The 19,964-nt window shown below is 71.8% G+C and carries 19 protein-coding genes; 10 read left to right on the top strand and 9 right to left on the bottom strand.

Translation table 11 applies throughout. The annotated features are described in order from the left end of the window. Positions 1-6: 6 nt before the first annotated feature. Positions 7-1,617: a Na/Pi symporter gene (locus FHS88_RS06335; RefSeq protein WP_184482553.1), complete on the top strand. Its 1,611-nt coding sequence runs from the start codon at positions 7-9 to the stop codon at positions 1,615-1,617. Here FHS88_RS06335 and phoB read toward each other — a convergent pair. The 7 genes from phoB to FHS88_RS06300 form a co-directional block, all read right to left on the bottom strand. Further along, complete coding sequence (gene phoB, locus FHS88_RS06330; RefSeq protein ID WP_184482551.1) at positions 1,611-2,327, bottom strand: phosphate regulon transcriptional regulator PhoB; 717 nt, start codon at positions 2,325-2,327, stop codon at positions 1,611-1,613. The two genes, FHS88_RS06335 and phoB, sit on opposite strands and share 7 nt — an antisense overlap. Before the next feature lie 17 nt (positions 2,328-2,344). Continuing rightward, positions 2,345-3,073 carry a phosphate signaling complex protein PhoU gene (gene phoU / locus FHS88_RS06325; RefSeq protein WP_184482548.1) on the bottom strand — a complete coding sequence of 243 codons (729 nt, stop codon included), beginning with the start codon at positions 3,071-3,073 and terminating at the stop codon, positions 2,345-2,347. Between the two features lie 19 nt (positions 3,074-3,092). After that, positions 3,093-3,926 (bottom strand): phosphate ABC transporter ATP-binding protein PstB, encoded by an 834-nt coding sequence (pstB, locus tag FHS88_RS06320; RefSeq protein WP_184482545.1) that lies wholly within the window; start codon positions 3,924-3,926, stop codon positions 3,093-3,095. A gap of 17 nt (positions 3,927-3,943) precedes the next feature. Next, positions 3,944-4,837: a phosphate ABC transporter permease PstA gene (gene pstA, locus FHS88_RS06315; RefSeq protein ID WP_184482542.1), complete on the bottom strand. Its 894-nt coding sequence runs from the start codon at positions 4,835-4,837 to the stop codon at positions 3,944-3,946. Between the two features lie 4 nt (positions 4,838-4,841). Further along, positions 4,842-5,813 (bottom strand): phosphate ABC transporter permease subunit PstC, encoded by a 972-nt coding sequence (gene pstC / locus FHS88_RS06310; RefSeq protein WP_184482539.1) that lies wholly within the window; start codon positions 5,811-5,813, stop codon positions 4,842-4,844. A gap of 71 nt (positions 5,814-5,884) precedes the next feature. After that, a complete protein-coding gene (gene pstS, locus FHS88_RS06305; RefSeq protein ID WP_184482536.1) occupies positions 5,885-6,916 on the bottom strand; it encodes a phosphate ABC transporter substrate-binding protein PstS in 1,032 nt (343 codons plus the stop codon). 175 nt (positions 6,917-7,091) lie between these two features. Continuing rightward, entirely contained in the window at positions 7,092-7,877 is a 786-nt protein-coding gene (locus FHS88_RS06300; RefSeq protein ID WP_184482533.1) for an enoyl-CoA hydratase-related protein, read from the bottom strand. Between the two features lie 117 nt (positions 7,878-7,994). On the opposite strand from FHS88_RS06300, the gene FHS88_RS06295 reads away from it, so the two are divergent. The 3 genes from FHS88_RS06295 to FHS88_RS06285 all read left to right on the top strand — a co-directional run bounded on the left by FHS88_RS06295 (position 7,995) and on the right by FHS88_RS06285 (position 11,093). Continuing rightward, entirely contained in the window at positions 7,995-9,698 is a 1,704-nt protein-coding gene (locus tag FHS88_RS06295) for a gamma-glutamyltransferase family protein (protein ID WP_184482530.1), read from the top strand. 109 nt (positions 9,699-9,807) lie between these two features. Continuing rightward, entirely contained in the window at positions 9,808-10,500 is a 693-nt protein-coding gene (locus FHS88_RS06290) for a DUF1194 domain-containing protein (RefSeq protein WP_184482528.1), read from the top strand. Beyond that, positions 10,497-11,093 (top strand): histidine phosphatase family protein, encoded by a 597-nt coding sequence (locus FHS88_RS06285; protein WP_184482525.1) that lies wholly within the window; start codon positions 10,497-10,499, stop codon positions 11,091-11,093. Before FHS88_RS06290 ends, FHS88_RS06285 begins: the two co-directional genes overlap by 4 nt. Here the strand turns inward: FHS88_RS06285 and FHS88_RS06280 are convergent. After that, positions 11,084-12,220, bottom strand: a complete 1,137-nt coding sequence (locus tag FHS88_RS06280) for a mandelate racemase/muconate lactonizing enzyme family protein (protein WP_184482522.1) — start codon at positions 12,218-12,220, stop codon at positions 11,084-11,086. The two genes, FHS88_RS06285 and FHS88_RS06280, sit on opposite strands and share 10 nt — an antisense overlap. Before the next feature lie 103 nt (positions 12,221-12,323). On the opposite strand from FHS88_RS06280, the gene FHS88_RS06275 reads away from it, so the two are divergent. Both FHS88_RS06275 and FHS88_RS06270 read left to right on the top strand, forming a co-directional pair. Beyond that, complete coding sequence (locus FHS88_RS06275; RefSeq protein WP_184482519.1) at positions 12,324-12,530, top strand: hypothetical protein; 207 nt, start codon at positions 12,324-12,326, stop codon at positions 12,528-12,530. Continuing rightward, a complete protein-coding gene (locus tag FHS88_RS06270; RefSeq protein ID WP_184482516.1) occupies positions 12,527-13,936 on the top strand; it encodes an amidase in 1,410 nt (469 codons plus the stop codon). The genes FHS88_RS06275 and FHS88_RS06270 overlap by 4 nt, the downstream gene beginning before the upstream one ends. Here FHS88_RS06270 and FHS88_RS06265 read toward each other — a convergent pair whose 3' ends face one another. Further along, positions 13,937-15,565 carry a thiamine pyrophosphate-dependent enzyme gene (locus FHS88_RS06265; RefSeq protein ID WP_184482513.1) on the bottom strand — a complete coding sequence of 543 codons (1,629 nt, stop codon included), beginning with the start codon at positions 15,563-15,565 and terminating at the stop codon, positions 13,937-13,939. A gap of 220 nt (positions 15,566-15,785) precedes the next feature. On the opposite strand from FHS88_RS06265, the gene FHS88_RS06260 reads away from it, so the two are divergent. The 4 genes from FHS88_RS06260 to FHS88_RS06245 all read left to right on the top strand — a co-directional run bounded on the left by FHS88_RS06260 (position 15,786) and on the right by FHS88_RS06245 (position 19,961). Further along, positions 15,786-17,228, top strand: a complete 1,443-nt coding sequence (locus FHS88_RS06260; protein WP_184482510.1) for a circularly permuted type 2 ATP-grasp protein — start codon at positions 15,786-15,788, stop codon at positions 17,226-17,228. Next, positions 17,222-18,163 carry an alpha-E domain-containing protein gene (locus tag FHS88_RS06255; protein WP_184482507.1) on the top strand — a complete coding sequence of 314 codons (942 nt, stop codon included), beginning with the start codon at positions 17,222-17,224 and terminating at the stop codon, positions 18,161-18,163. Before FHS88_RS06260 ends, FHS88_RS06255 begins: the two co-directional genes overlap by 7 nt. A gap of 21 nt (positions 18,164-18,184) precedes the next feature. Next, a complete protein-coding gene (locus FHS88_RS06250) occupies positions 18,185-18,922 on the top strand; it encodes a proteasome-type protease (RefSeq protein WP_184482504.1) in 738 nt (245 codons plus the stop codon). Between the two features lie 73 nt (positions 18,923-18,995). Then, on the top strand, positions 18,996-19,961 hold the full coding sequence (locus tag FHS88_RS06245; protein WP_184482501.1) for a tripartite tricarboxylate transporter substrate binding protein: 966 nt from the start codon (positions 18,996-18,998) through the stop codon (positions 19,959-19,961). The last annotated feature ends 3 nt before the right edge of the window (positions 19,962-19,964 follow it).

The following is a 19,964-nucleotide window of genomic DNA, read 5'->3' as shown; positions in this document are numbered from 1 at the left end:
GCCGGCGTGGCGGCGGCATCGGCGCTGCTCGGCGGCCTCGGCCTCTTCCTGCTCGGCACCTGGCTGATGACGGAGGGGCTGAAGCAGGCCGCAGGCGCGGCGTTGCGCGACATCCTCGAACGCTGGACCAACACGCCGTTGCGCGGGCTGCTCGCCGGCATGCTGGTGACGGCGCTGGTGCGATCGTCGAGCGCCGTCACGGTCGCCGCCGTCGGCTTCGTCAATGCCGGGCTGCTGACGCTGACCCAGGCGGTCTGGGTGGTGTTCGGCACCAATGTCGGCACCACCACGACGGCATGGCTCGTCGCCTTCGCCGGCATCGGCATCGACATCGCGGCCTATGCGATGCCGCTGCTCGGGATCGGCATGGGCCTGCGGCTGTTCGCCGCGCAGCGCGTGCGGCTCGCGGGCATCGGCCAGGCGCTGGCGGGCTTCGGCGCCTTCTTCCTCGGCATCGAGGTGCTGCAGCAGGGCTTCGCGGGGCTGGCGCCGCGCCTCGCGGGCCTCGACCTGCCCGAGGGCGGGCTGCTCGCGATCCTCGGCTTCGTGCTGCTCGGCACGGCGCTCACGCTGCTCACCCAGGCGTCGTCTGCGGCCATCGCCATCGTGCTGACGGCGACGGCGGGCGGGGCCGTGCCGCTGGACCTCGCCGCCGCGGCGGTGATCGGGACGAACATCGGCACCACCTCGACCGCCCTGCTCGCGGCGATCGGCGCGACCGCACCGGCGCGGCGCGTCGCGGCGGCGCACATCGTCTTCAACCTGATGACCGGCGCCGTGGCGCTCGTGCTGCTGGCGCCGCTGGTGGCTGGCAGCCGCTGGATCGCGGGCGCGGTGGGGGCGGGGCAGGACATGCCCACGGTGCTGGCCGTGTTCCACACCGTCTTCAACCTGCTCGGCGTCGCCCTGATCTGGCCCTTCGCGCGCCGCCTGATCGCGTGGCTGTCGCGGCGCTTCGCGCGGGCCGAGGATGCGCTCGGCCGGGCGCGCCACCTCGACGAGACGCTGATGCCAGTGCCCGACCTGGCCGTCCGCGCCGTGGGGCGGGAGGTCGCGCGCATGATGGCGATCGCGGCCTCGATCGCCGCGCCGGGCGGCGGGGGGCAGGCGGAGGCGGAAGCGCGCGCGCGGGCGGTCGCCTCGCTCGGGCGCGAGATACGGGCCTTCGTCGCGCGCCTGCATGCCCAGCCGCTGCCCGAGGCGGTGGTCCATGCCCTGCCGAACCTGCTGCGCGCCGTGCAGCATGCCGAGGTTGTGGCGGCCGAGGCGGCGCGGCTGTGGGAAGCGGATGCGGCCGCGCGGCACGCCGGCGGCGCGGACCTCGCCCTTCTCGAATCCGCCATGGGCGAGGCGCTGCGCAGCGGCGACCCCGATGCGGCGATGGCCGCCGCGGCCGGCGCCGAGGCGGCCTACCAGGCGGTGAAGCAGCGCCTGCTCGCGGCCGCGGCCGAGGGCACGGTGCCTGTCGCGACGATGGATGCCGCGCTGCTGCATGCGCAGCGCCTGCGCCACATCGCCGCAGGCATCGCAAAGGGGCGGCGGCGCCTCGCCGCGGCGCGCAGCGGCGAGGCCTTCGAGGAGGATGCGGCCGGGAACGGGCGCGCCGCGGTTCAGTGATCCCCGGCGTCGAGCGCGTAGCCCGCCGAGCGTACGGTGCGCACGAGGTCCACCTCGTTCTCGCCATTGATCGCCTTGCGCAGCCGGCGGATGTGCACGTCAACCGTGCGCGGCTCGACGTGGATGTCGCGCCCCCAGACCGCGTCCAGCAACTGCTCGCGCGTGAAGACGCGGCCCGGATGCTGCAGGAAGAACTCGAGCAGCCGGTACTCGGTGGGGCCGAGATGCAGGGAACGCCCGGCACGGCTGACGCGATGCGCGTCCTGGTCCATCGTCAGGTCGCGGTAGGTGAGCGTGCCCTTGGTCGCGACCCCGCCGGAGCGGCGCAGCAGCGCGCGGATGCGCGCGAGCAGCGAATCCATCACGAAGGGCTTGGCGATGTAGTCGTCCGCGCCGGTGTCGAGCGCGCGCACCGCGTCCTGGTCCTCGGTGCGCGCGGTGACCATGATGATGGGCAGGTCGCGCGTGTTCGGACGGCGGCGGAGCTGGCGGCAGACCTCGATGCCCGAGAGCGCGGGGAGCATCCAGTCGAGCAGCACGAGGTCTGGCTTGGCCTCGGCGACGCGCAGCAGCGCCTCCTGCCCGTCGGCGGCCTCCTCGACCTTGAAGCCCTGCTTCTCAAGATTGTAGCGCAGCAGGGTCATCAGCGGCGCCTCGTCCTCGACGACGAGGATGGTCGGCTTCGCCAGCGTCGAATAGGCCTCGGCCATGGCGGGCTCCCGCTCGGTTACTCGCCCGCCGGGCGCACGACGGCATAGGCCGACTGGTCGGCCTTCGGGCGCTCCTCGGGCAGGGTGTCGCCGCGCACCGCGTAGTAGATTCGTTCGGCGATGTTCGTGGTGTGGTCGCCGATGCGCTCTAGGTTCTTCGCGATGAACAGCATGTGGGTGGCCGCGGTGATGTTGCGCGGATCCTCCATCATGAAGGTCAGCAGCTCGCGGAAGATGCCGTTGTAGATGGCGTCCACCGGTTCGTCGGCCTCCCATACGGCGCGGGCGGCCTCGGCGTCGTCGGTGACGAAGGCGTCCATCGCGGCCTTGAGGTTCTCCTGCACCAGCTGCGCCATGCGCTCGAATCCGGCGAGGCTGCCGATCGCGGGAAGCGAGGCGAGCACGATGGCCCGCTTGGCGGCGTTGCGCGCGTAATCGCCGATCCGCTCGAGGTCGTTCGAGGCCTTCATCGCCGCGATGATGACGCGCAGATCCTGCGCCATGGGCTGGCGCAGCGCGATCAGGCGCACGCAGAAGCTCTCGATCTCGCGCTCGAGTGCGTCGATCTGCGCATCGCGCTGGACCACCTCGGTGGCGAGCTCGGTGTCGCGGCGCACCAGCGCGCGGGTGGCGTCCGCGACCTGGCGCTCGGCAAGGCCACCCATCCGCGCGGTCATGTCGCGCAGGTGGCGCAGATCCTCGTCGTAGGACTTGACGATGTGCTCGGGAAGGGTCTCGGTGGGCATGGCGGTGTCCTTCCCCGGCTCAGCCGAAGCGGCCGGTGATGTATTCCTGGGTCTTGGCGTGCTTCGGCGCGGTGAACATCTGAGCCGCCGGCGCCACCTCGATCAGCTCGCCGAGGTAGAAGAACGCCACCTGGTCGGCGCAGCGCGCGGCCTGCTGCATGTTGTGGGTGACGATCACGATGGTGAAGTCGCGCTTGAGCTCGTCGATCAGCTCCTCGATCTTCAGCGTCGAGATCGGGTCGAGGGCGGAGGTCGGCTCGTCGAACAGGATGACTTCGGGGCGCACCGCGATGGTGCGCGCGATGCACAGGCGCTGCTGCTGCCCGCCCGAGAGGCCAAGGGCGGAGGTGTCGAGCCGGTCCTTCACCTCCTCCCAGATCGCCGCGCGCGTCAGCGCCCATTCCACGCGCTCGTCCATCTGCGCCTTGGACAGCTTCTCGTGCAGGCGCACGCCGAAGGCGATGTTCTCGTAGATCGTCATCGGGAAGGGGGTCGGCTTCTGGAACACCATGCCGACCTTGGCGCGCAGCGCGTTGAGGTCGCAGTCCGGGGCGACGATGTTCATGCCGTCGAGCATCGCCTCGCCCGTGGCGCGCTGGCCCGGATAGAGGCTGTACATGCGGTTCAGCACGCGCAGCAGGGTGGACTTGCCGCAGCCCGACGGCCCGATCATGCCGGTCACCTGTCGGTCCGGGATGTCGAAGTCGATCGCCTTGAGCGCGCGGTTGTCGCCGTAGAAGAAGTCGAGGTTGCGGATGGCGATGCGCGGCGCGTTCAGCACCGCCTCGGAGCGCGCCTGCACGCCCCCGAAGCCTTGCGTGGCCGCCGCCTGGGTGTCGGTGGTGGTGGACATGGTGCCGATCCTTCCGGTCAGGTGCGGTTGCGCAGCAGCGTGCGCGCCAGGATGTTGAGGCCGAGCACGCCGAGCGTGATCAGCAGCGCGCCGGCCCAGGCCAGCGCGATCCAGTCCTCGAAGGGGGAGGCGGCGAAGGCGTAGATCGTCACGGGCAGGCTCGACATGGGCTTCATCAGGTCGGTGGACCAGGTGTTGTTGCCGAGCGAGGTGAAGAGCAGCGGCGCCGTCTCCCCCGCGACGCGCGCGACGGCCAGCAGGACGCCGGTGATGATGCCCGCGCGCGCCGATTTCCAGCACACGAAAACGATCATCTTCCACTTCGGCGCGCCGAGGCCCATCACCGCCTCGCGCAGCGTGTTCGGGATCAGGGTCAGCATGTCCTCGGTGGTGCGCACCACGACCGGGATCACGATGATCGCGAGCGCGACCACCCCCGCCCATCCCGAGAAGCCGCCCATCGGCAGCACGATGATGGTGTAGACGAAAAGCCCGATCAGGATCGAGGGCGCCGAGAGCAGGATGTCCGAGACGAAACGCACGAGGTTGCCGAGCTTCGATCCGCGCGCGTATTCCGCGAGGTAGGTGCCGACCAGCATGCCGATCGGCGTTCCGATCATCGTCCCGAGGGTCGCCTGAATCAGGCTGCCCACGATGGCGTTCAGCAGCCCGCCATCGGAGCCCGGCGCGGCCGTGACATGGGTGAAGACGCGCAGGCTCATCGCCTCGAAGCCGCGATAGGTGAGTGTCACCAGGATCGAGGCAAGGAAGGCGAGGCCGATCAGCGTCGCCGCGACGCAGAGCACCTTGACGATCAGGTTCACCCGCTTGCGGCGCCGGCCGAGGGCGGCCGCCACCGAAGGGTCCTTGCGCGGGCCGGGCACCGCCCCGGCGGTGAGGGATAGGCTCATGGGTTCAGCCCTTCAGCCTGGAACGGAGCAGGTAGCGCGAAGTCGCGAGCACGATGAAGGAGAGGAAGAACAGGATGAAGCCGAGCGCCAGCAGCGATGCGAGCTTCAGGCTGCCGATCTCGCTCTCCCCGAACTCGAGCGCGATGAGCGAGGCGATGGTGTTGCCTGGCCCGAAGAGGCTGGTCGAGATACGGTTCGCGTTGCCGATGACGAAGGTGACCGCCATCGTCTCCCCCAGCGCGCGGCCGAGGCCGAGCATGATGCCGCCCACCACCGAGACGCGCGTGTAGGGGATGACGACGCCCTTCATCACCTCCCAGGTCGTCGCCCCGAGGCCATAGGCACTCTCCTTGTAGACCGGCGGCACCTGTTCGAACACGTCGCGCATGGTGGCGGCGATGAAGGGCAGGATCATGATGGCGAGGATGAAGGCGGCCATGAAGATGCCGGTGCCGAAGGGCGGGCCCTGGAACAGCGCGCCGATGAACGGCAACTCGCCCAGCGTGTCGATCAGGAAGGGCTGGATGTTCTGCGCGAAGAAGGGGACGATGACGAAGAAGCCCCACATGCCGTAGATGATGGAGGGCACGGCGGCCAGCAGCTCGATCGCCGTCCCGACCGGGCGGCGCAGCCAGACCGGGGCGAGTTCCGTCAGGTAGAAGGCGGCCCCGAAGGCGAGCGGCACGGCGAGCACGATGGCGAGCACCGCCGTCACGACAGTGCCGTAGATCGAGACGCCGGCGCCGAACACCTCCTGCACCGGGTCCCAGTCCGTCGAGGTCAGGAAGCCGACGCCGAAGGCCCGGAAGGCGGGCCAGCCGGCGATGAACAGCTCCACGATGATGGCGCCGAGCAGCAGCAGGACGAAGATGCCCGCGCCCTTGCAGGCCCATTCGAAGGCGATGTCGCCGAGATTGCCCGCCCGGCGCGCCACGCGCTCGGGGGCCGGAGGGGAGGCGGTCGCGGCCTGGCTCACTGTCTCTGCCCGTCAGGAGGGATGGGGGTGGGGAGCCGGCCTCGGCCGGCCCCCCGGCTGGTCCGGCCCGATCAGGCGCCGAACTGGCGCGACCAGGCCGCGCGCACCGCGTCCTTGGTCGCCTGCGGCAGCGGGATGTATTCCAGCTCCTGCGCGAGCGCATCGCCATTGGCGAAGGCCCAGTCGAAGAAGCGGCGCACATTGGCGCTGCGCGTCGCATCCGTCGGGTTGGTCGGCAGCAGGATGAAGGTCGGCGCCACGATCGGCCAGGACTTGGGGCCGGCCGTGTTGATCACGTTCGCCGCGAAGCCCGGCACGGACCAGTCGGCCGCGCTCGCGGCGGCCATGAAGCTCTCGTGCTCCGGCTTCACGAAGTTGCCGTCCTTGTTCTGGATCTGCGTCGTCACCAGGCGGTTGGTGATGGCGTAGGCGTTCTCGACATAGCCGATCGCACCGCGCACCTGGCGCACCGTGCCGGCAACACCCTCATTGCCGCGCGCGCCGGTGCCGGCGGGGAAGCGGACCGAGGTCCCCACGCCCACGCGCGTCTTCCACTCCTCGGACACATCCGCGAGGTAGGACACCCACACGAAGGTCGTGCCCGAGCCGTCCGCGCGGTAGGCCGGCGCGATGGCGAGGTTGGGCAGGTTGAGCCCCGGGTTGATCGCGGTGATGCGCTGGTCGTTCCAGCGGGTGATCTTGCCGAGGTAGATGTCGGCCAGGATCGGGCCGGTCAGCCGGAGCTGGTCATTCTCGATGCCCGGGATGTTCACGATGGCGACGAGCGAGCCCATCACGGTCGGGAACTGCAGCAGGTTGCCCTCGGTGAGCTGCTGCTGGTTCAGCGGCGCGTCGGAGGCACCGAAGTCCACCGTGCGGTTGCGGATCTGGTTGATGCCCGCGCCCGAGCCGACGGACTGGTAGTTCACCTGGATGCCGATCGCGGCGCGGGCGGCCTCGGCCCACTTCTGGTAGATCGGGTTGGGGAAGGTCGCGCCGGCGCCGGTGATCTGCGCGGTCTGGGCGCGCACGGCGAGAGGAAGGGTCAGCGCCGCACCGGCGCCGAGAAGGATGGACCGCCTGTTCACGAGCGTCGTCTCCATGTCGGTTGCACGGGCGCCGGTCCCGGCCGGGCGGCACCACCGCCGGGGCTTCTAGGCGCCGCGAAAGACCTCCCGATTGCAGTTTGATGAAGGTTCGATGACAGAGGCGGCGACAACCGCCCCGATCATCCCTCCATGGCGGGGAGGGGCGGGGCCTGAACCCCGCTCCTCGGCCCTATCTGTACCAGGCCGGCCGGCGCTTCTCGCGGAAGGCGGCGAGCCCCTCCTTCCCCTCCGCCGAAGCCCTCTGCATCCAGGATTCGTGGGCGAGCAGCGCCATCTCCCGCGCCGAGAGCTTCAGCCCGTTGGCGCCCAGGAACGAATCCTTGGTCACGGCGATGGCGCTGGGCGCGGAGAGCATGGTCTGGTCGATGATCTCGGCGAGTCGCGCCTCGGCCTTGTCGGCCGGCACCACCTCGTGGACCAGGCCGATCCGCAGCGCCTCGGCGGCGTCGAAACGTTCGCCGGTCAGCGCATAGCGGCGGGTGTGCCTGAGGCCCATGGCATGGACCATGTGCGTGCTGATCGGCGTCGGCGCCACGCCGACGCGCACTTCCGTCAGGCCGAAGATCGCCTCGGGCGTCGCGATGGCCACGTCCACGCAGCACACCACGCCGCAGCCGCCACCGAAGCAGGCGCCATGCACCAGCGCGAAGGTGGGCTTGGGGAACTCGTTCAGCTTCTGCATCGCGGTGGTGGTCGCCATGGAGGCGGCGAAGGCCTGTTCCGGCCCGTAGGTCGCGGCCTTGGCCAGCCAGTCGAGATCCGCCCCGGCCTGGAAATGCTTGCCCGCGCCGCGGATGACGAGGGCGCGCACCGCGGCATCGTCCCGCAGCCGGTCCAGGCCGGCGATCAGCGCGCCGAGCAGCTCCTCGTCATAGGCATTGCCCTTGGCGGGCTTGTTCAGCGTGGCGGTGGCGATGCCGCGGGCATCCACCGAGAGCAGGACGGGGTCGGCCATGGCGCGTCTCCTCTGTGCGAAGGGCCGCATCCTTGCCCCCGGCCCGCGCCGCGCCAAGCCGCGGTTGACGCATGGCCGCACCGCGCCGAGGCTCCCCGCCCGACCGGGAGACCCGCCATGACCGCCACCCGACCGACGCTCTCCGGCCCGCGCCACGCCGTCTCGGCCGGGCACTACCTCGCCTCCACCGCCGCCATCGCGGTGCTGGAGGCCGGGGGCAATGCGGTGGATGCGGGCTGCGCGGCCGGCATGGCGCTCGGCGTCCTGCTGCCCGATCTCGTGAATGTCGGGGGCGTGGCACCCATCATGATCCGCATGGCGGACGGCACGGTGGAGACCATCGCCGGCCTCGGCCACTGGCCGCGCGCCCTGCCGCCCGATGTCTTCATGCGCGAGCATGGCGGGCGGATCCCGGACGGGGTGCGCCGGACGGTGGTGCCGGCCGCCCCGGATGCCTGGATCACCGCGCTCGAGCGCCACGGCACCATGGGTTTCGCCGATGTCGCGCAGTTCGCGATCCGCTATGCGGGCGAGGGCTTCGCCGTCCATCCGCTGCTGGCCGAGACGGTGGCGGCGCATGCGGCCGAATATGCGCGCTATCCGTCCAACGCGGCGATCTTCCTGCCCGGCGGGGAGCCTCCGCAGGTGGGCGCGCGGTTCGTGCAGGCCGACCTCGCGCGCAGCCTCGCCTTCATGGCCGAGGAGGACCGCCGCGCCGCGGCGAAGGGCGGGCGCATGGCCGGCCTCGCCGCCGCCCATGCCGCTTTCTACCGCGGCGATATCGCGCGCGAGATCGTCCGCTTCATCCAGGCCGAAGGCGGGTTCCTCTCCATGGAGGACATGGCGGGCTTCCGCTCCCGCCTCGAGCCCGCCGTCGCGTGCGCCTGGCGCGGGCATACGCTGCTGACCTGCGGCCCATGGTGCCAGGGGCCGGCGCTGGCCCAGGCGCTCCTGCTGATGGAACGCGCCGGCTTCGGGGGCATGGCGCACAACTCGGCCGACTACCTGCACCTGCTGACCGAATGCGTGAAGGCCGCCATGGCCGACCGCGAATACCATTTCGGCGACCCGCTGTTCACGCCGGTGCCGCTCGATGCGCTGCTCTCGCCACAGCATCTCGATGCCCGCCTTCGCCAGATCGACCCGCAGCGCGCGCATCCGGCGATGTACGGGCCGCTGCTCGGCCAGGGCGAGCCGGCGCAGGGCCCGCAGCGCGCCGATCTGCCGAAGGTGGAGGCCGATACCTCCTACGTCGCGGTGGTGGATCGCTGGGGCAATGCGTTCAGCGCCACGCCGTCGGACGGGTCGTGGAACTCGCCGGTGGTGCCGGGGCTCGGGCTGATCCCGTCCAACCGCGGCAGCCAGTCGCGGCCGGACCCGGCGCATCCCTCGGGCGTCGCGCCGGGCAAGCGCCCGCGCCTGACGCCCAATCCGGCGATGCTGGTGACGGCGGAGGGTGGCGTGATGCCCTTCGGCACGCCGGGCGGGGATGTGCAGATCCAGGCCATGCTGCAGGTGCTGCTCAACGTCTTCCACTTCGGGATGGAGCTGCAGGACGCAATCGAGGCGCCGCGCCTCGCCTCCTACGCCTTCCCGTCCTCCTTCGCGCCCTTCGACTATTTCCCCGCGCGCGTGGCCATCGAGGCCCGCGTGCCGCAGGTGGTGCGCGATGATCTCGCGGCACGCGGCCACGAGGTGAAGGACTGGCCGGAGATGACCTGGCTCGCGGGCAGCGTGGAGGCGGTGCTGTCTGACCCGCAGGCCGGGCTGGTGCGTGCCGGGGCGGATCCGCGCCGACCGGCCTACGCCGTCGCGGGGTAGCGCCGGTCCCGGTGTCCAGAGGCCTTTCGGCCTCTGGCGGGGAGGTGCGGAGGGGCGGCGCCCCTCCGCGCTGCCTTGCCTGCCCCGATCTGCTCCCCATTCTCCCACCATGCGTGTACCCCGCCGCGCCCTCGCCGCCTTGCCCGCGACGATGCTGCCCGCCAGGCTTGCGGCGCAGCCCGCGCCGGTGGTGGATCTGCTGCTCGTCCTTGCCATGGACGCCTCGGGCTCGATCGACGCCGACGAGTTCCGCCTGCAGCGCGAGGGGCTCGCGGAGTCGGTGAGCCACCCCGCCGTCGTTGCCGCCATCGCTTCCAAGCCGCGCGGCGCCATCGCGGTGGCGATGACCGAATGGGGCAGCCCCGGCGGCGCGGCGACGGTGGTGGAGTGGATGGCGGTGCGCGACGCATCCTCGGCCCGCGCGCTGGCCGAGGCGATCCGCGCCGCGCCCCGCTCGCGGCACTCCTACAACGCCATCGGCGATGCCATCGCGCATGCGGATGCGCTGATCGCCGCCGCCCCCTTCCGTGCCGAGGATCGCGTGATCGACGTGGCCGGCGACGGGCCGGACATGCGCTCCATCCTGCCCGCCCCCGAGGCGCGCGACGCGGCGGTGGCGCGCGGCATCACCATCAACGCGCTGGCCATCGAGGTATCGCCCGTCACCCGCTTCGGCGAACCGCTGCGCGCGCATTACGAGCGCCAGGTGATCGGCGGCCCGGGCGCCTTCGTGATGGTGGCCGAGACGCGCATGGACTTCGCCCGCGCCATGCGCGCGAAACTGATCCGGGAGATCGCATGAGGATCGCGCGCCGCGCCCTGCCCGCGCTCCTGCTCGCCGGGCCGGCCCTGGCGCGCACGCCCGCCTGGGTGCCGACGCTGCGCGAGGGCGGATACGTCCTCTACATGCGCCATGCCATCACCGACCGCACCCAGGTGGATACCGGCCGGCTCGGCGACCGTGCAGGCCAGCGCAACCTCTCGGCGGCGGGCATCGCCCAGGCGGAGGCGCTGTCCGATGCGATGGCGCGGCTGCGCATCCCGCTGCGCCCGATCCGCTCGAGCCCGGTCTTCCGCGCCTCCGACACCGCCGCGATCATGGCGCGCGGCGGGCCGGTGGATGTCACGATGGATCTGGTGGCCGACGACTACACGGCGGACGTGCCGGGCGCCATCGCCTCGGCCCGGCGCGCCATGGGCACGCCGCCGCCCGCGGGCAGCAATGCGCTGCTGGTCGGGCACATCCATGTCTTCGGCCCGGCGATCTTCGGGCGGATGCTCTCCCAGGCCGAGTTCCCCGAAGGCGCCTTCGGCGTGATCGCACCCGAGGCCGCCGGGCCGCGCTTCGTCAGCGTGCTGATGCCCGAGGCCGTGATCGCCGCGGCTCAGACATAGCCCGGCCCCTCGATGGCCGGGTTGGCCTTGAGGAAGCCCTCATCCACCTCGACGCCGATGCCCGGCGCGCTGTTCGGCAGCACCGTCCCATCGGCCTGGATGCGCCAGGGCTCGCTGCCGAGCTCGTCGCGGAAGCGGTTGGCCTTCGAGATGTCGGCCTCGAAGTAGCCGCCATTCTCGATGGCGGCGAGGAAGTGGATCGAGGCCGCCTGGTTCACCCCGGTCATCGAGGAATGCGGGTGGATCGGGATCTTGAAGGCGCTCGCCATGCCCGCGATGCGCAGCGCCTCGGTGATGCCGCCGCATTTCGAGAGGTCCGGCTGCCAGATGGTGATGACGCCATCCTCCAGCACGCGGGTGAACTCGAAGCGGGTGAAGTGGTTCTCCCCGGCGGCGAGCGGTGTGGCGCCATAGCCGCGCGCCTGGGCGTAGAGATGGTGGTCGTGGGCGGGGAAGGGCTCCTCCAGCCAGCCGATGTTGAGCCGGTCCATCTCCGGCATCACCTGGCGCACCTGCTGGATCGAATAGCCGATGTTCGCATCGGTCAGGATCGCGAGATCCTTGCCGAAGGCGTCGCGCACCGCCTCCATGCGCGCGATGTCGTCCTTCACCGTGTCGCCGACGCGCAGCTTCACGGCCCGGTATCCGGCCTCGATGTGCGGGCTGGCCTCGTCGATCAGCGCCGCCGGTTCCTGGTAGCCGAGCGCGACACCGCCGGCATAGGCCGGCACCGCCCGGCGCGCGCCGCCCAGCAGCTTGTAGAGCGGCAGGTTCAGCGCCTTGCCCTTGGCGTCCCAAAGCGCCATGTCGATGCCCGACATCGCCATGGCGCAGGCCGCGCCCATGCCGTGCGAGGCGAGCTGGTACCTGTAGATGCGCGCATTGATGCCGGTGGTGTCGAAGGCATCCATGCCGAGGATGAGGCCGCGCAGCGTCGTCTCGATCAGTTTCGCGATGGCGGTGTGCGCGCGGCCGTGATGGCTTTCGCCCCAGCCGACGATGCCGTCCTCGGTGGTCACCTTCACCATCACCGCGTCGCGCTTGACCGCCTGCCCGATGCCGAGCCGCGGTCCGCCCTGCGGCAGCGGGAAGGAGGTGGGGAAGGCTTTGACGTCCACGATCTTCATGCGGCGTTTCCCTCGCGTGCCGGGCGAAGGCTGCCAGCCGGGCACGGGGTTTGCAAACTCCCCCGGCGCGGCGAGGATGACGCCGCGCAGAGGAGATCCCCGCATGCCCGACGACCCGATGGACCAGGCCCAGGCGGCGATCCGCCTCTGGACCGGCGTGGAATGCCCAAATGCGGCGGGTCGCCGCGCGCTCGACGACTTCCCCGCGCTGATCGCCGAGTTCGCCGCGCTGCGCGGCGGCCTCGCCTTCGAGGACGAGCCCTCGGCCTTCGAGGCCGTGCTGCGCGAGGAGAAGGAGCCGGAGGCATGAGCGACCTCGCGCTGCTTTCCGTGACCGAGGCCGCGGGCGCCTTCGCCAAGGGCGAGGCGAGCGCCGAGGCCATGGTCCGCGCCTGCCTTGCGCGCATCGAGGCGCACGACGGCAGGATCAACGCGGTGGTGCGCCTCGACCGCGAGGAGGCGCTCGCCGCCGCCGCCGCGCTCGACCGGGCGCGCGCGGGCAATGCGAAGCTCGGCCCGCTCGCCGGCGTGCCGATGATGCACAAGGACATGTACTACCGCGCGGGCAAGGTCAGCGGCTGCGGCTCGGCCATCCGCCGCGACTTCCGCCCCAAGGCGACCGCGACGGTGCTCGAACGCCTCGACGCGGCGGGCGCGATCGACATGGGCACGCTGAACATGGCCGAGTTCGCCCAGAACCCGACCGGCCACAACCGCCACCATGGCGACTGCCACAACCCCTGGAACCTGCCCTATTGCACGGGCGGGTCATCCTCCGGTTCAGGGGCGGGCGTGGCGGCGCGCTTCTTCGCCGCCGCGCTCGGTTCGGACACCGGCGGCTCGATCCGCCTGCCCGCGAGCATCTGCGGCGTGACCGGCATCAAGGGCACGCAGACGCGCGTCTCGCGCGCCGGGGCGATGCCGCTCTCCTTCTCCATGGACAATGTCGGGCCGCTGACGCGCACGGCGCGCGACGCCGCGCGCATCATGCGCGTGATCGCGGGGAAGGATCCGCGCGACCCCACCAGCGCCGCCGAGCCCGTGCCGGACTACGAGGCCGCGCTGACCGGCGACCTCAGGGGGCTGTCCGTCGCCGTTCCGCGCGAATGGTTCTTCGACGGCGCGGAGGAGGCCGTGGTGAAGGCCTTCGAGGCGGCGCTCGAGGTGCTGAAGGCGCGCGGCGCGACGGTGACGCGCGTCTCGGCGCCGTCGCTGCACGCGGTCGGCACCTACGTCTCTGTCGTCAGCCGCGTCGAGGGCGCGACGATCCACGCCGAATGGATGCGCGAGCGGGCGGGCGACTACGCCACCCATCTCTCGGGCCGGCTCTACGGCGGCTACGCGATCCCGGCGACCTGGTATGTCGAGGCGCTGTCGCGGCGCGGGCCGTTGCTGCGGCAGTTCTGCCGCGAGGCCTTCGCCGGCCACCACGTCGTCGCCACGCCGACGCTGCGCATGCGCGTCCCGACCCTCGCCGAGACCGACATCGACGCGAGCCCGGACAACTGGGCGCGGCACATGGCGGTCTCGGCCAATACGCGGCCCTTCAACTATCTCGGCCTGCCGACCGTCAGCATCCCCTGCGGCTTCGACGATCGCGGCCTGCCGATCGGCCTGCAGATCGCCGCGCGGCCCTTCGCCGAGGCGCGCGCGCTGATGGTCGCCGATGCCTTCCAGCGCGACACCGACTGGCATGCGTGCGTGCCCGCGCTCTGACTACCCGCGCAGCGCCTTGATCTGCGCGGGGTAGCCCGAGGGGTCCACCGCCACGTCCACCAGCACGGGGCCGGTCGCGGCGCAGGCGGTGGCGATCGCCTCGGCGAGTTCCGCCTCGCTGTGCGCGGAGAGGCCGATGCCGCCCACCGCGCGCATCGCCGCCGCGAGGTCGGCGCGGGGCCAGCCCAGCGCGCCCTCGGGCAGGTCGCGCGCCTCCTTCTTGATGTCGATGAGGGAGAGGCTCGAATCGTTGAAGGCGACGACGACCAGCCGCACGCCGAGCGTCGCCGCCGTCGCGAGTTCGCCGAGGCCCATCAGCAGCCCGCCATCGCCCGTGAAGGCCAGCGCGCCGCGCCGCGGGTCGTGCAGGGCGGCGGCGATCCCGGCGGGCAGGGCGAAGCCCATGGTCGCGAGTCCGTTCGAGATCAGCAGGTCGCCCGGCCGCTCGCATGCCCAGAAGGTGGTCGCAGGGAACATGTGCGCGCCGGCATCCACCGCGACGCGCGGATCGAATCCCGCCGCGCGGCAGGCCTGCTGCGTGATCTCGACGACGCGCTGCGGCCCGATGCCGCGCCCGCTGCGCGGGTCGTTCGCCAGCGCCGCGCGCCAGCCCTCGCGCAGCGCCGCGATCTCGTCCGGGCTCCAGGCCGAGCGCGCCGCGCCGGCGGCCAGGGCCTCGAGGGCCGGCCCCAGCGCGCCGCTCACCGCCGCGGCCGGCGCGACATAGGGCAGGGCGCGCGGCGCCGTCGCGACCTCGATCACCGGTACCGTCCAGCGCCAGGGCCGCGCGATGAACTCCACCGGGTCCGCGCCCGCCATGACCACCGCATCGGCGCGGTCGAGCAGCGGGCCTTCCGCCGCGCCGCAGGTGAAGACGCCGGCGAAGAGCGGATCGCCGTCCGCGACCACGCCCTTGGCCTTGTAGGTCACGAGCACGGGGCAGCCGAGCGCCGCGGCCAGCGCGCGCACGGGACCGGCGGCCTCCGTCGCCTCCAGCCCGGCGATGATGACCGGCCGCCTCGCCGCCGCCAGCACGCGCCGCGCCGCCGCGATTGCCGCCGCATCCGGTGCCGGCGGGCCGGCGGTCGCGAGGGCGGGCGGCGGCGCGGCGGGCTGCCGTGCTGCGCTGCCCGACAACTCGACCAGCGCCGCGCCGCGCGGCGCGGCCATGGCGGCGCCGATCGCGCGCACCGCGGCCTCGCCCGCCGCCATCTGTCCCACCGAGAACTGCGCCTTGGTCACCGGGCCGAGCATCGCGGCCTGGTCGAAATACTGGTGCGTGGCGAAGGCGCGCTCGGCCGGCGCGAAGCCGTCGGCGACCAGCACCACCGGCGCGCGGTCGAGCGCCGCATGCGCGACACCGTTCGCCGCATTGCCCACGCCCGGGCCGCGCGTGCACAGGGCAAGGCCCGGCGCGCCCGAGAGTTCCGCCTCGGTCGCCGCCATGATCACCGCCGCGCTCTCGTGCCGCGCCAGCACGAAGTCGAGCCCCTGTGCCTTCGCCGCGGCGATCAGGTCGAGGCTCGATCCGCCCCCCGGCACGCCATAGACGCGCTTCGTCCCGGCGGCGGCGAAGGCCGAGACCAGCGCCTCGGCGGCAGTGGCGGCGGGTGCGGGTGTCGCGTCCATGCGGTCTCTCCGGCAGCGGGGCAGGGAGGATAGGGCGATGCGGCGATGCTGCCCATAAGCGGGCAGGCCGCGCCCGCTCCTTGGGCATTTTCCGAGCGTGTCTCGTGCGGGCCGCGCCCCGGAGGCGCAGCGCGGGCTTGCGTCGGGCCCATCCGACCGGCAAGGCTCGGGACCGGAGGACCGAACGCCGGTGACAGGACCAAGCAAAGCCTTCGACGAGATGTCCGCCGACGGCATCATCCGCGGCCCCTATGCGGAGATCGCGCGCTGGCTCGCCGCCATCCCGCGCGAGGCCCTGCAGCGCCGCAGCCGCGAGGCGGAGCTGCTGTTCAAGCGCATCGGCATCACCTTCGCCGTCTATGGCGAGGGCGGCGATCCGGAACGCCTGATCCCCTTCGACATCATCCCGCGCATCCTCGCGCGCGCGGAGTGGGAGGCGCTGTCGCGCGGCCTGGTGCAGCGGGTGCGGGCGCTGAACCTGTTCCTGCTCGATGTCTATGGCGCGCAGGAGATCCTGCGGGCCGGGCGCATTCCCGCTGCCCTCGTCCGCGACAACGAGGCCTTCCGCCCCGAGATGAAGGGCTTCGTCCCGCCCGGCGGCGTCTATACCCACATCGCCGGAATCGACGTGGTGCGCACCGGGGCGAACGACTTCTGGGTGCTCGAGGACAATTGCCGCACGCCCTCGGGCGTCTCCTACATGCTGGAGGGGCGGGAGGCGATGCTGCGCCTCTTCCCCGAGCTCTGCGGCGCCCACCGCATCCTGCCCGTCGGCCATTACCCCGAGGAACTGCTTGAGACGCTGAAATCCGTCGCGCCGCCGAACTGCCGCGGCGTGCCGCGCGTCGTGATCCTGACGCCCGGCTCCTACAACAGCGCCTACTACGAGCACTGCTTCCTCGCCGACGAGATGGGCGTCGAGGTGGTGGAAGGGCCCGACCTCTTCGTCGAGGAGGACGTGGTCTTCATGCGCACCACGACGGGCCCGCGGCGGGTGGACGTGATCTATCGCCGCATCGACGACGACTACCTCGACCCCCGCGTGTTCCGCCCCGAGAGCGTGCTCGGCGTGCCCGGCCTGATGGCCGCCTACAAGGCGGGCAATGTCGCGCTGGCCAATGCGCCCGGCGCGGGCATCGCCGACGACAAGGCCGTCTATCCCTACGTGCCGGAGATGATCCGCTTCTACCTCGGCGAGGAGCCGCTGCTGCAGAACGTGCCGACCTACCTCTGCGAGCGGGATGAGGACCGCGCCTATGTCCTCGCCCATCTCGACAAGCTGGTGGTCAAGCTGACCAAGGGCTCGGGCGGCTACGGCATGCTGGTCGGCCCGCACAGCACGGCCGGGGAACGCGCCGAGTTCGCCGCGCGCATCAAGGCGAAGCCCGCCGACTACATCGCGCAGCCCACGCTCGCCCTCTCCACCGTGCCGACGCTGACCGAGACCGGCATCGCGCCGCGCCACGTGGACCTGCGCCCCTTCGTGCTCTGCGGCAAGGAGGTGCGCATCGTGCCCGGCGGGCTGACGCGCGTCGCCCTGCGGGAGGGCTCGCTGGTCGTCAACTCCTCCCAGGGCGGCGGCACCAAGGACACCTGGGTGCTGGAGGACGACCCGGCCGACATTCCCGCGCCGCAGGCGGTGCAGGGGCAGGCGCAATGCTGAGCCGTACCGCCGACAGCCTCTACTGGCTCGGCCGCTACATCGAGCGCGCCGGCAACAACGCGCGCGGCCTGCAGGTGGCGCTGCGCATGGCCTCGCTGATGCGCGGCGTCGAGCAGCGCAGCAACGCCTGGCGCGCGCTCTTGATCGCCTCGGGCTGCGAGCCGGGCTTCCGCGCCAAGGCGCTCGAGCCGACGCCCGAGGCCATCGTCCGCTACCTCGCCGCCGATCTCGAGAATCCCTCCTCCATCCTCTCCTGCATCGAGGCGGCGCGCCGCAATGCGCGCGCCGTGCGCACCGCGCTGACAGTGGACATGTGGGAGGCGGTGAACGAAACCTGGTCCGAGGCGCGGCGCACCACCACCGCCACCTTCGCGCCCGACAACCTGCCGGCCTTCCTCGACTGGGTGAAGAGCCGCACCGTGCTCTTCAACGGCGCCTATGCGGACACGATGCTGCGCGACGAGGCCTGGCGCTTCGTCCGCCTCGGCACCATGCTCGAACGCGCCGACAACACGGCGCGCGTGCTCGACGTGCATCACCACGCGATCGCCGACACGGAAGGCGACGGCGCCGTCGCCTATGTGCAGTGGCAGGCGATCCTGCGCTCGGTTTCGGCGCTGCGCGCCTATCACTGGGTCTATCATGCGCGGCTCGAACCGCGGCGCATCGCCGAGCTGCTCATCCTGCGCCCCGAACTGCCGCGCTCCATGATCGCCTGCTACGCCCGCATCGAGGAGACGCTCGAAGGGCTTGCCGTCTCGCATGGCGGGCGGCGCGGGGAATGCCACCGCCTCGCCGGCGAGATGCACGCCCGGCTGCGCTTCGGCCGCATCGCCGACATCATGGCTGGCGGTCTGCACGACTTCCTGACCGCGACCATCGACCGCAATGTCGAGCTCGGCCGCCAGATCCAGGATTTCTACCTGCAGGCCTGAGTAGGCCCGGAGGCGCGAGCCATGACCTATTGCGTCGGTCTCTATCTGCGCGAGGGCCTCGTGATGCTCTCGGACACGCGCACCAATGCGGGCGTGGATCACATCTCGACCTTCTGCAAGATGCATGTCGAGGACGTGCCTGGCGAGCGGATGATGTGCCTCCTGACCGCGGGCAACCTCGCCATCAGCCAGGCGGTCTGGAACCGGTTGCAGGAAGGGTTGCTGGTGGATGGGCAGGTCCACACGCTGCGCGACGTGCCGACCATGTTCCGCGCCGCGCAGCTGGCCGGCGCCGCGGTGCGCGCGGTGTTCGAGGCCGACGGCCCGACGCTGCGCGCGCAGGGCATCGCCTTCGATGTCGCGCTGCTGCTCGGCGGGCAGATCGGCGGGCAGGCGCAGCGGCTGTTCATGATCTACGCCGCCGGCAACTTCATCGAGGCGACGGAGGACACGCCCTTCCTGCAGATCGGCGAGCACAAATACGGCAAGCCGATCCTCGACCGCGCCCTCACCTTCGACACGCGGCTGGTGGATGGGGTGAAGCTCGCGCTGGTCAGCATGGATTCCACGCTGCGCTCCAACCTCACGGTCGGCCTGCCGCTCGACCTGCTCGTCTATCGGGAAGGCACGCAGCGCGTCGGGCTGCGCAAGCGCATCACCGAGGAGGAGCCCTATTTCCGCGCCCTGCGCGAAGGCTGGTCCACCGCGCTGCGCGAGGCCTACCGCGCCATGCCGGTGCCGGACTGGGTCGCGGGCTGAGGCGGCCGGCGGGCGGGGCTTGCCACGGCTCCGCGCGCGGCCCATCAACCGGCGACGCAACCGGGAGAACGCCATGACCCGACTGACCCGCCGCGCCTCGCTCGCCGCGGCCGCCGCCATCCTCGCCGCGCCTGCCGTCCGCGCGCAGGCCGCGACCATCCGCATCGTCGTGCCCTTCGCGCCCGGCGGCTCCACCGATGCGGTGGCCCGCCTCGTCGCGCCGGGGCTGACGCAGCGCCTCGGCGCGACCGTGATCGTGGAGAACCGGGGCGGGGCCGCCGGCTCCATCGGCACGGATGTGGTCGCCAAGGCGCGCCCGGACGGGCTCACCTGGCTGCTCACCTTCGACAGCCACGCCACGCTCAAGGCCCTGCTGCCGCAGCTTCCCTTCGACCCCGAGCGCGACCTCGATCCGGTGATGCAGATCGGCGGCGCGCCCTACGTGCTCGCCTGCCGGCCCGACAAGCCCTTCCGCTCGATCACCGAGGTGGTGGACGCGGCCAGGGCGCGCCCCGATGCGGTCTCCTTCGCCTCCACCGGCAACGGCACGATCGGCCACCTGACGATGGTGCTGCTGCAGAACCGCACCCGCACGCGCATGACGCATTTACCCTATCGCAGCGGCGGCCTCGCGGTGAACGACACGGTGGCGGGCCATACGGACATGATGATCGGCTCGGCCGCGGTGGTGCATCCGCATGTGCGCGGCGGAACGCTGCGCACCTTCGCGCAGTTCGGTCCCGAGCGCCTGCCCGCGCTGGCCGACCTGCCGACGGTGGCCGAGGCCGGCATCCAGGGCCTCGAGGCCGAGGCGTGGTGGGGCGTGCTGGCCCCGCGCGGCACGCCGGCCGAGGCGATCGCGCGCATGAATGCCGCGCTGAAGGAATCGCTCTCCGACGCCCAGGTGCGGCGCACGATGGAGGAGGTGCAGCAGGCGCGCCTCGTGATGTCGAGCCCCGCCGAGTTCGGCGCCTTCCTCGCGCGCGAGGTGGCGAAGTGGGGCGAGGTGGTCCGGGCGAACAACATCCGCGCGGACTGACCC

This window comes from Neoroseomonas alkaliterrae (genome assembly GCF_014199195.1).
GTDB classification, from domain to species: Bacteria; Pseudomonadota; Alphaproteobacteria; order Acetobacterales; family Acetobacteraceae; genus Neoroseomonas; species Neoroseomonas alkaliterrae.
Note: the sequence above shows the minus strand (reverse complement) of the source record. Positions and strands in the feature narration are given on the sequence as shown.

Bases quoted from the DNA above. Each gene is read 5' to 3' on its own strand.
- phoB (WP_184482551.1), bottom strand. From the start codon at position 2,327: ATGGCCGAGGCCTATTCGACGCTGGCGAAGCCGACCATCCTCGTCGTC.
- phoU (WP_184482548.1), bottom strand. From the start codon at position 3,073: ATGCCCACCGAGACCCTTCCCGAGCACATCGTCAAGTCCTACGACGAG.
- pstB (WP_184482545.1), bottom strand. From the start codon at position 3,926: ATGTCCACCACCACCGACACCCAGGCGGCGGCCACGCAAGGCTTCGGG.
- pstA (WP_184482542.1), bottom strand. From the start codon at position 4,837: ATGAGCCTATCCCTCACCGCCGGGGCGGTGCCCGGCCCGCGCAAGGAC.
- pstS (WP_184482536.1), bottom strand. From the start codon at position 6,916: ATGGAGACGACGCTCGTGAACAGGCGGTCCATCCTTCTCGGCGCCGGT.
- FHS88_RS06300 (WP_184482533.1), bottom strand. From the start codon at position 7,877: ATGGCCGACCCCGTCCTGCTCTCGGTGGATGCCCGCGGCATCGCCACC.
- FHS88_RS06295 (WP_184482530.1), top strand. From the start codon at position 7,995: ATGACCGCCACCCGACCGACGCTCTCCGGCCCGCGCCACGCCGTCTCG.
- FHS88_RS06290 (WP_184482528.1), top strand. From the start codon at position 9,808: ATGCGTGTACCCCGCCGCGCCCTCGCCGCCTTGCCCGCGACGATGCTG.
- FHS88_RS06285 (WP_184482525.1), top strand. From the start codon at position 10,497: ATGAGGATCGCGCGCCGCGCCCTGCCCGCGCTCCTGCTCGCCGGGCCG.
- FHS88_RS06280 (WP_184482522.1), bottom strand. From the start codon at position 12,220: ATGAAGATCGTGGACGTCAAAGCCTTCCCCACCTCCTTCCCGCTGCCG.
- FHS88_RS06275 (WP_184482519.1), top strand. From the start codon at position 12,324: ATGCCCGACGACCCGATGGACCAGGCCCAGGCGGCGATCCGCCTCTGG.
- FHS88_RS06270 (WP_184482516.1), top strand. From the start codon at position 12,527: ATGAGCGACCTCGCGCTGCTTTCCGTGACCGAGGCCGCGGGCGCCTTC.
- FHS88_RS06265 (WP_184482513.1), bottom strand. From the start codon at position 15,565: ATGGACGCGACACCCGCACCCGCCGCCACTGCCGCCGAGGCGCTGGTC.
- FHS88_RS06260 (WP_184482510.1), top strand. From the start codon at position 15,786: ATGTCCGCCGACGGCATCATCCGCGGCCCCTATGCGGAGATCGCGCGC.
- FHS88_RS06255 (WP_184482507.1), top strand. From the start codon at position 17,222: ATGCTGAGCCGTACCGCCGACAGCCTCTACTGGCTCGGCCGCTACATC.
- FHS88_RS06250 (WP_184482504.1), top strand. From the start codon at position 18,185: ATGACCTATTGCGTCGGTCTCTATCTGCGCGAGGGCCTCGTGATGCTC.
- FHS88_RS06245 (WP_184482501.1), top strand. From the start codon at position 18,996: ATGACCCGACTGACCCGCCGCGCCTCGCTCGCCGCGGCCGCCGCCATC.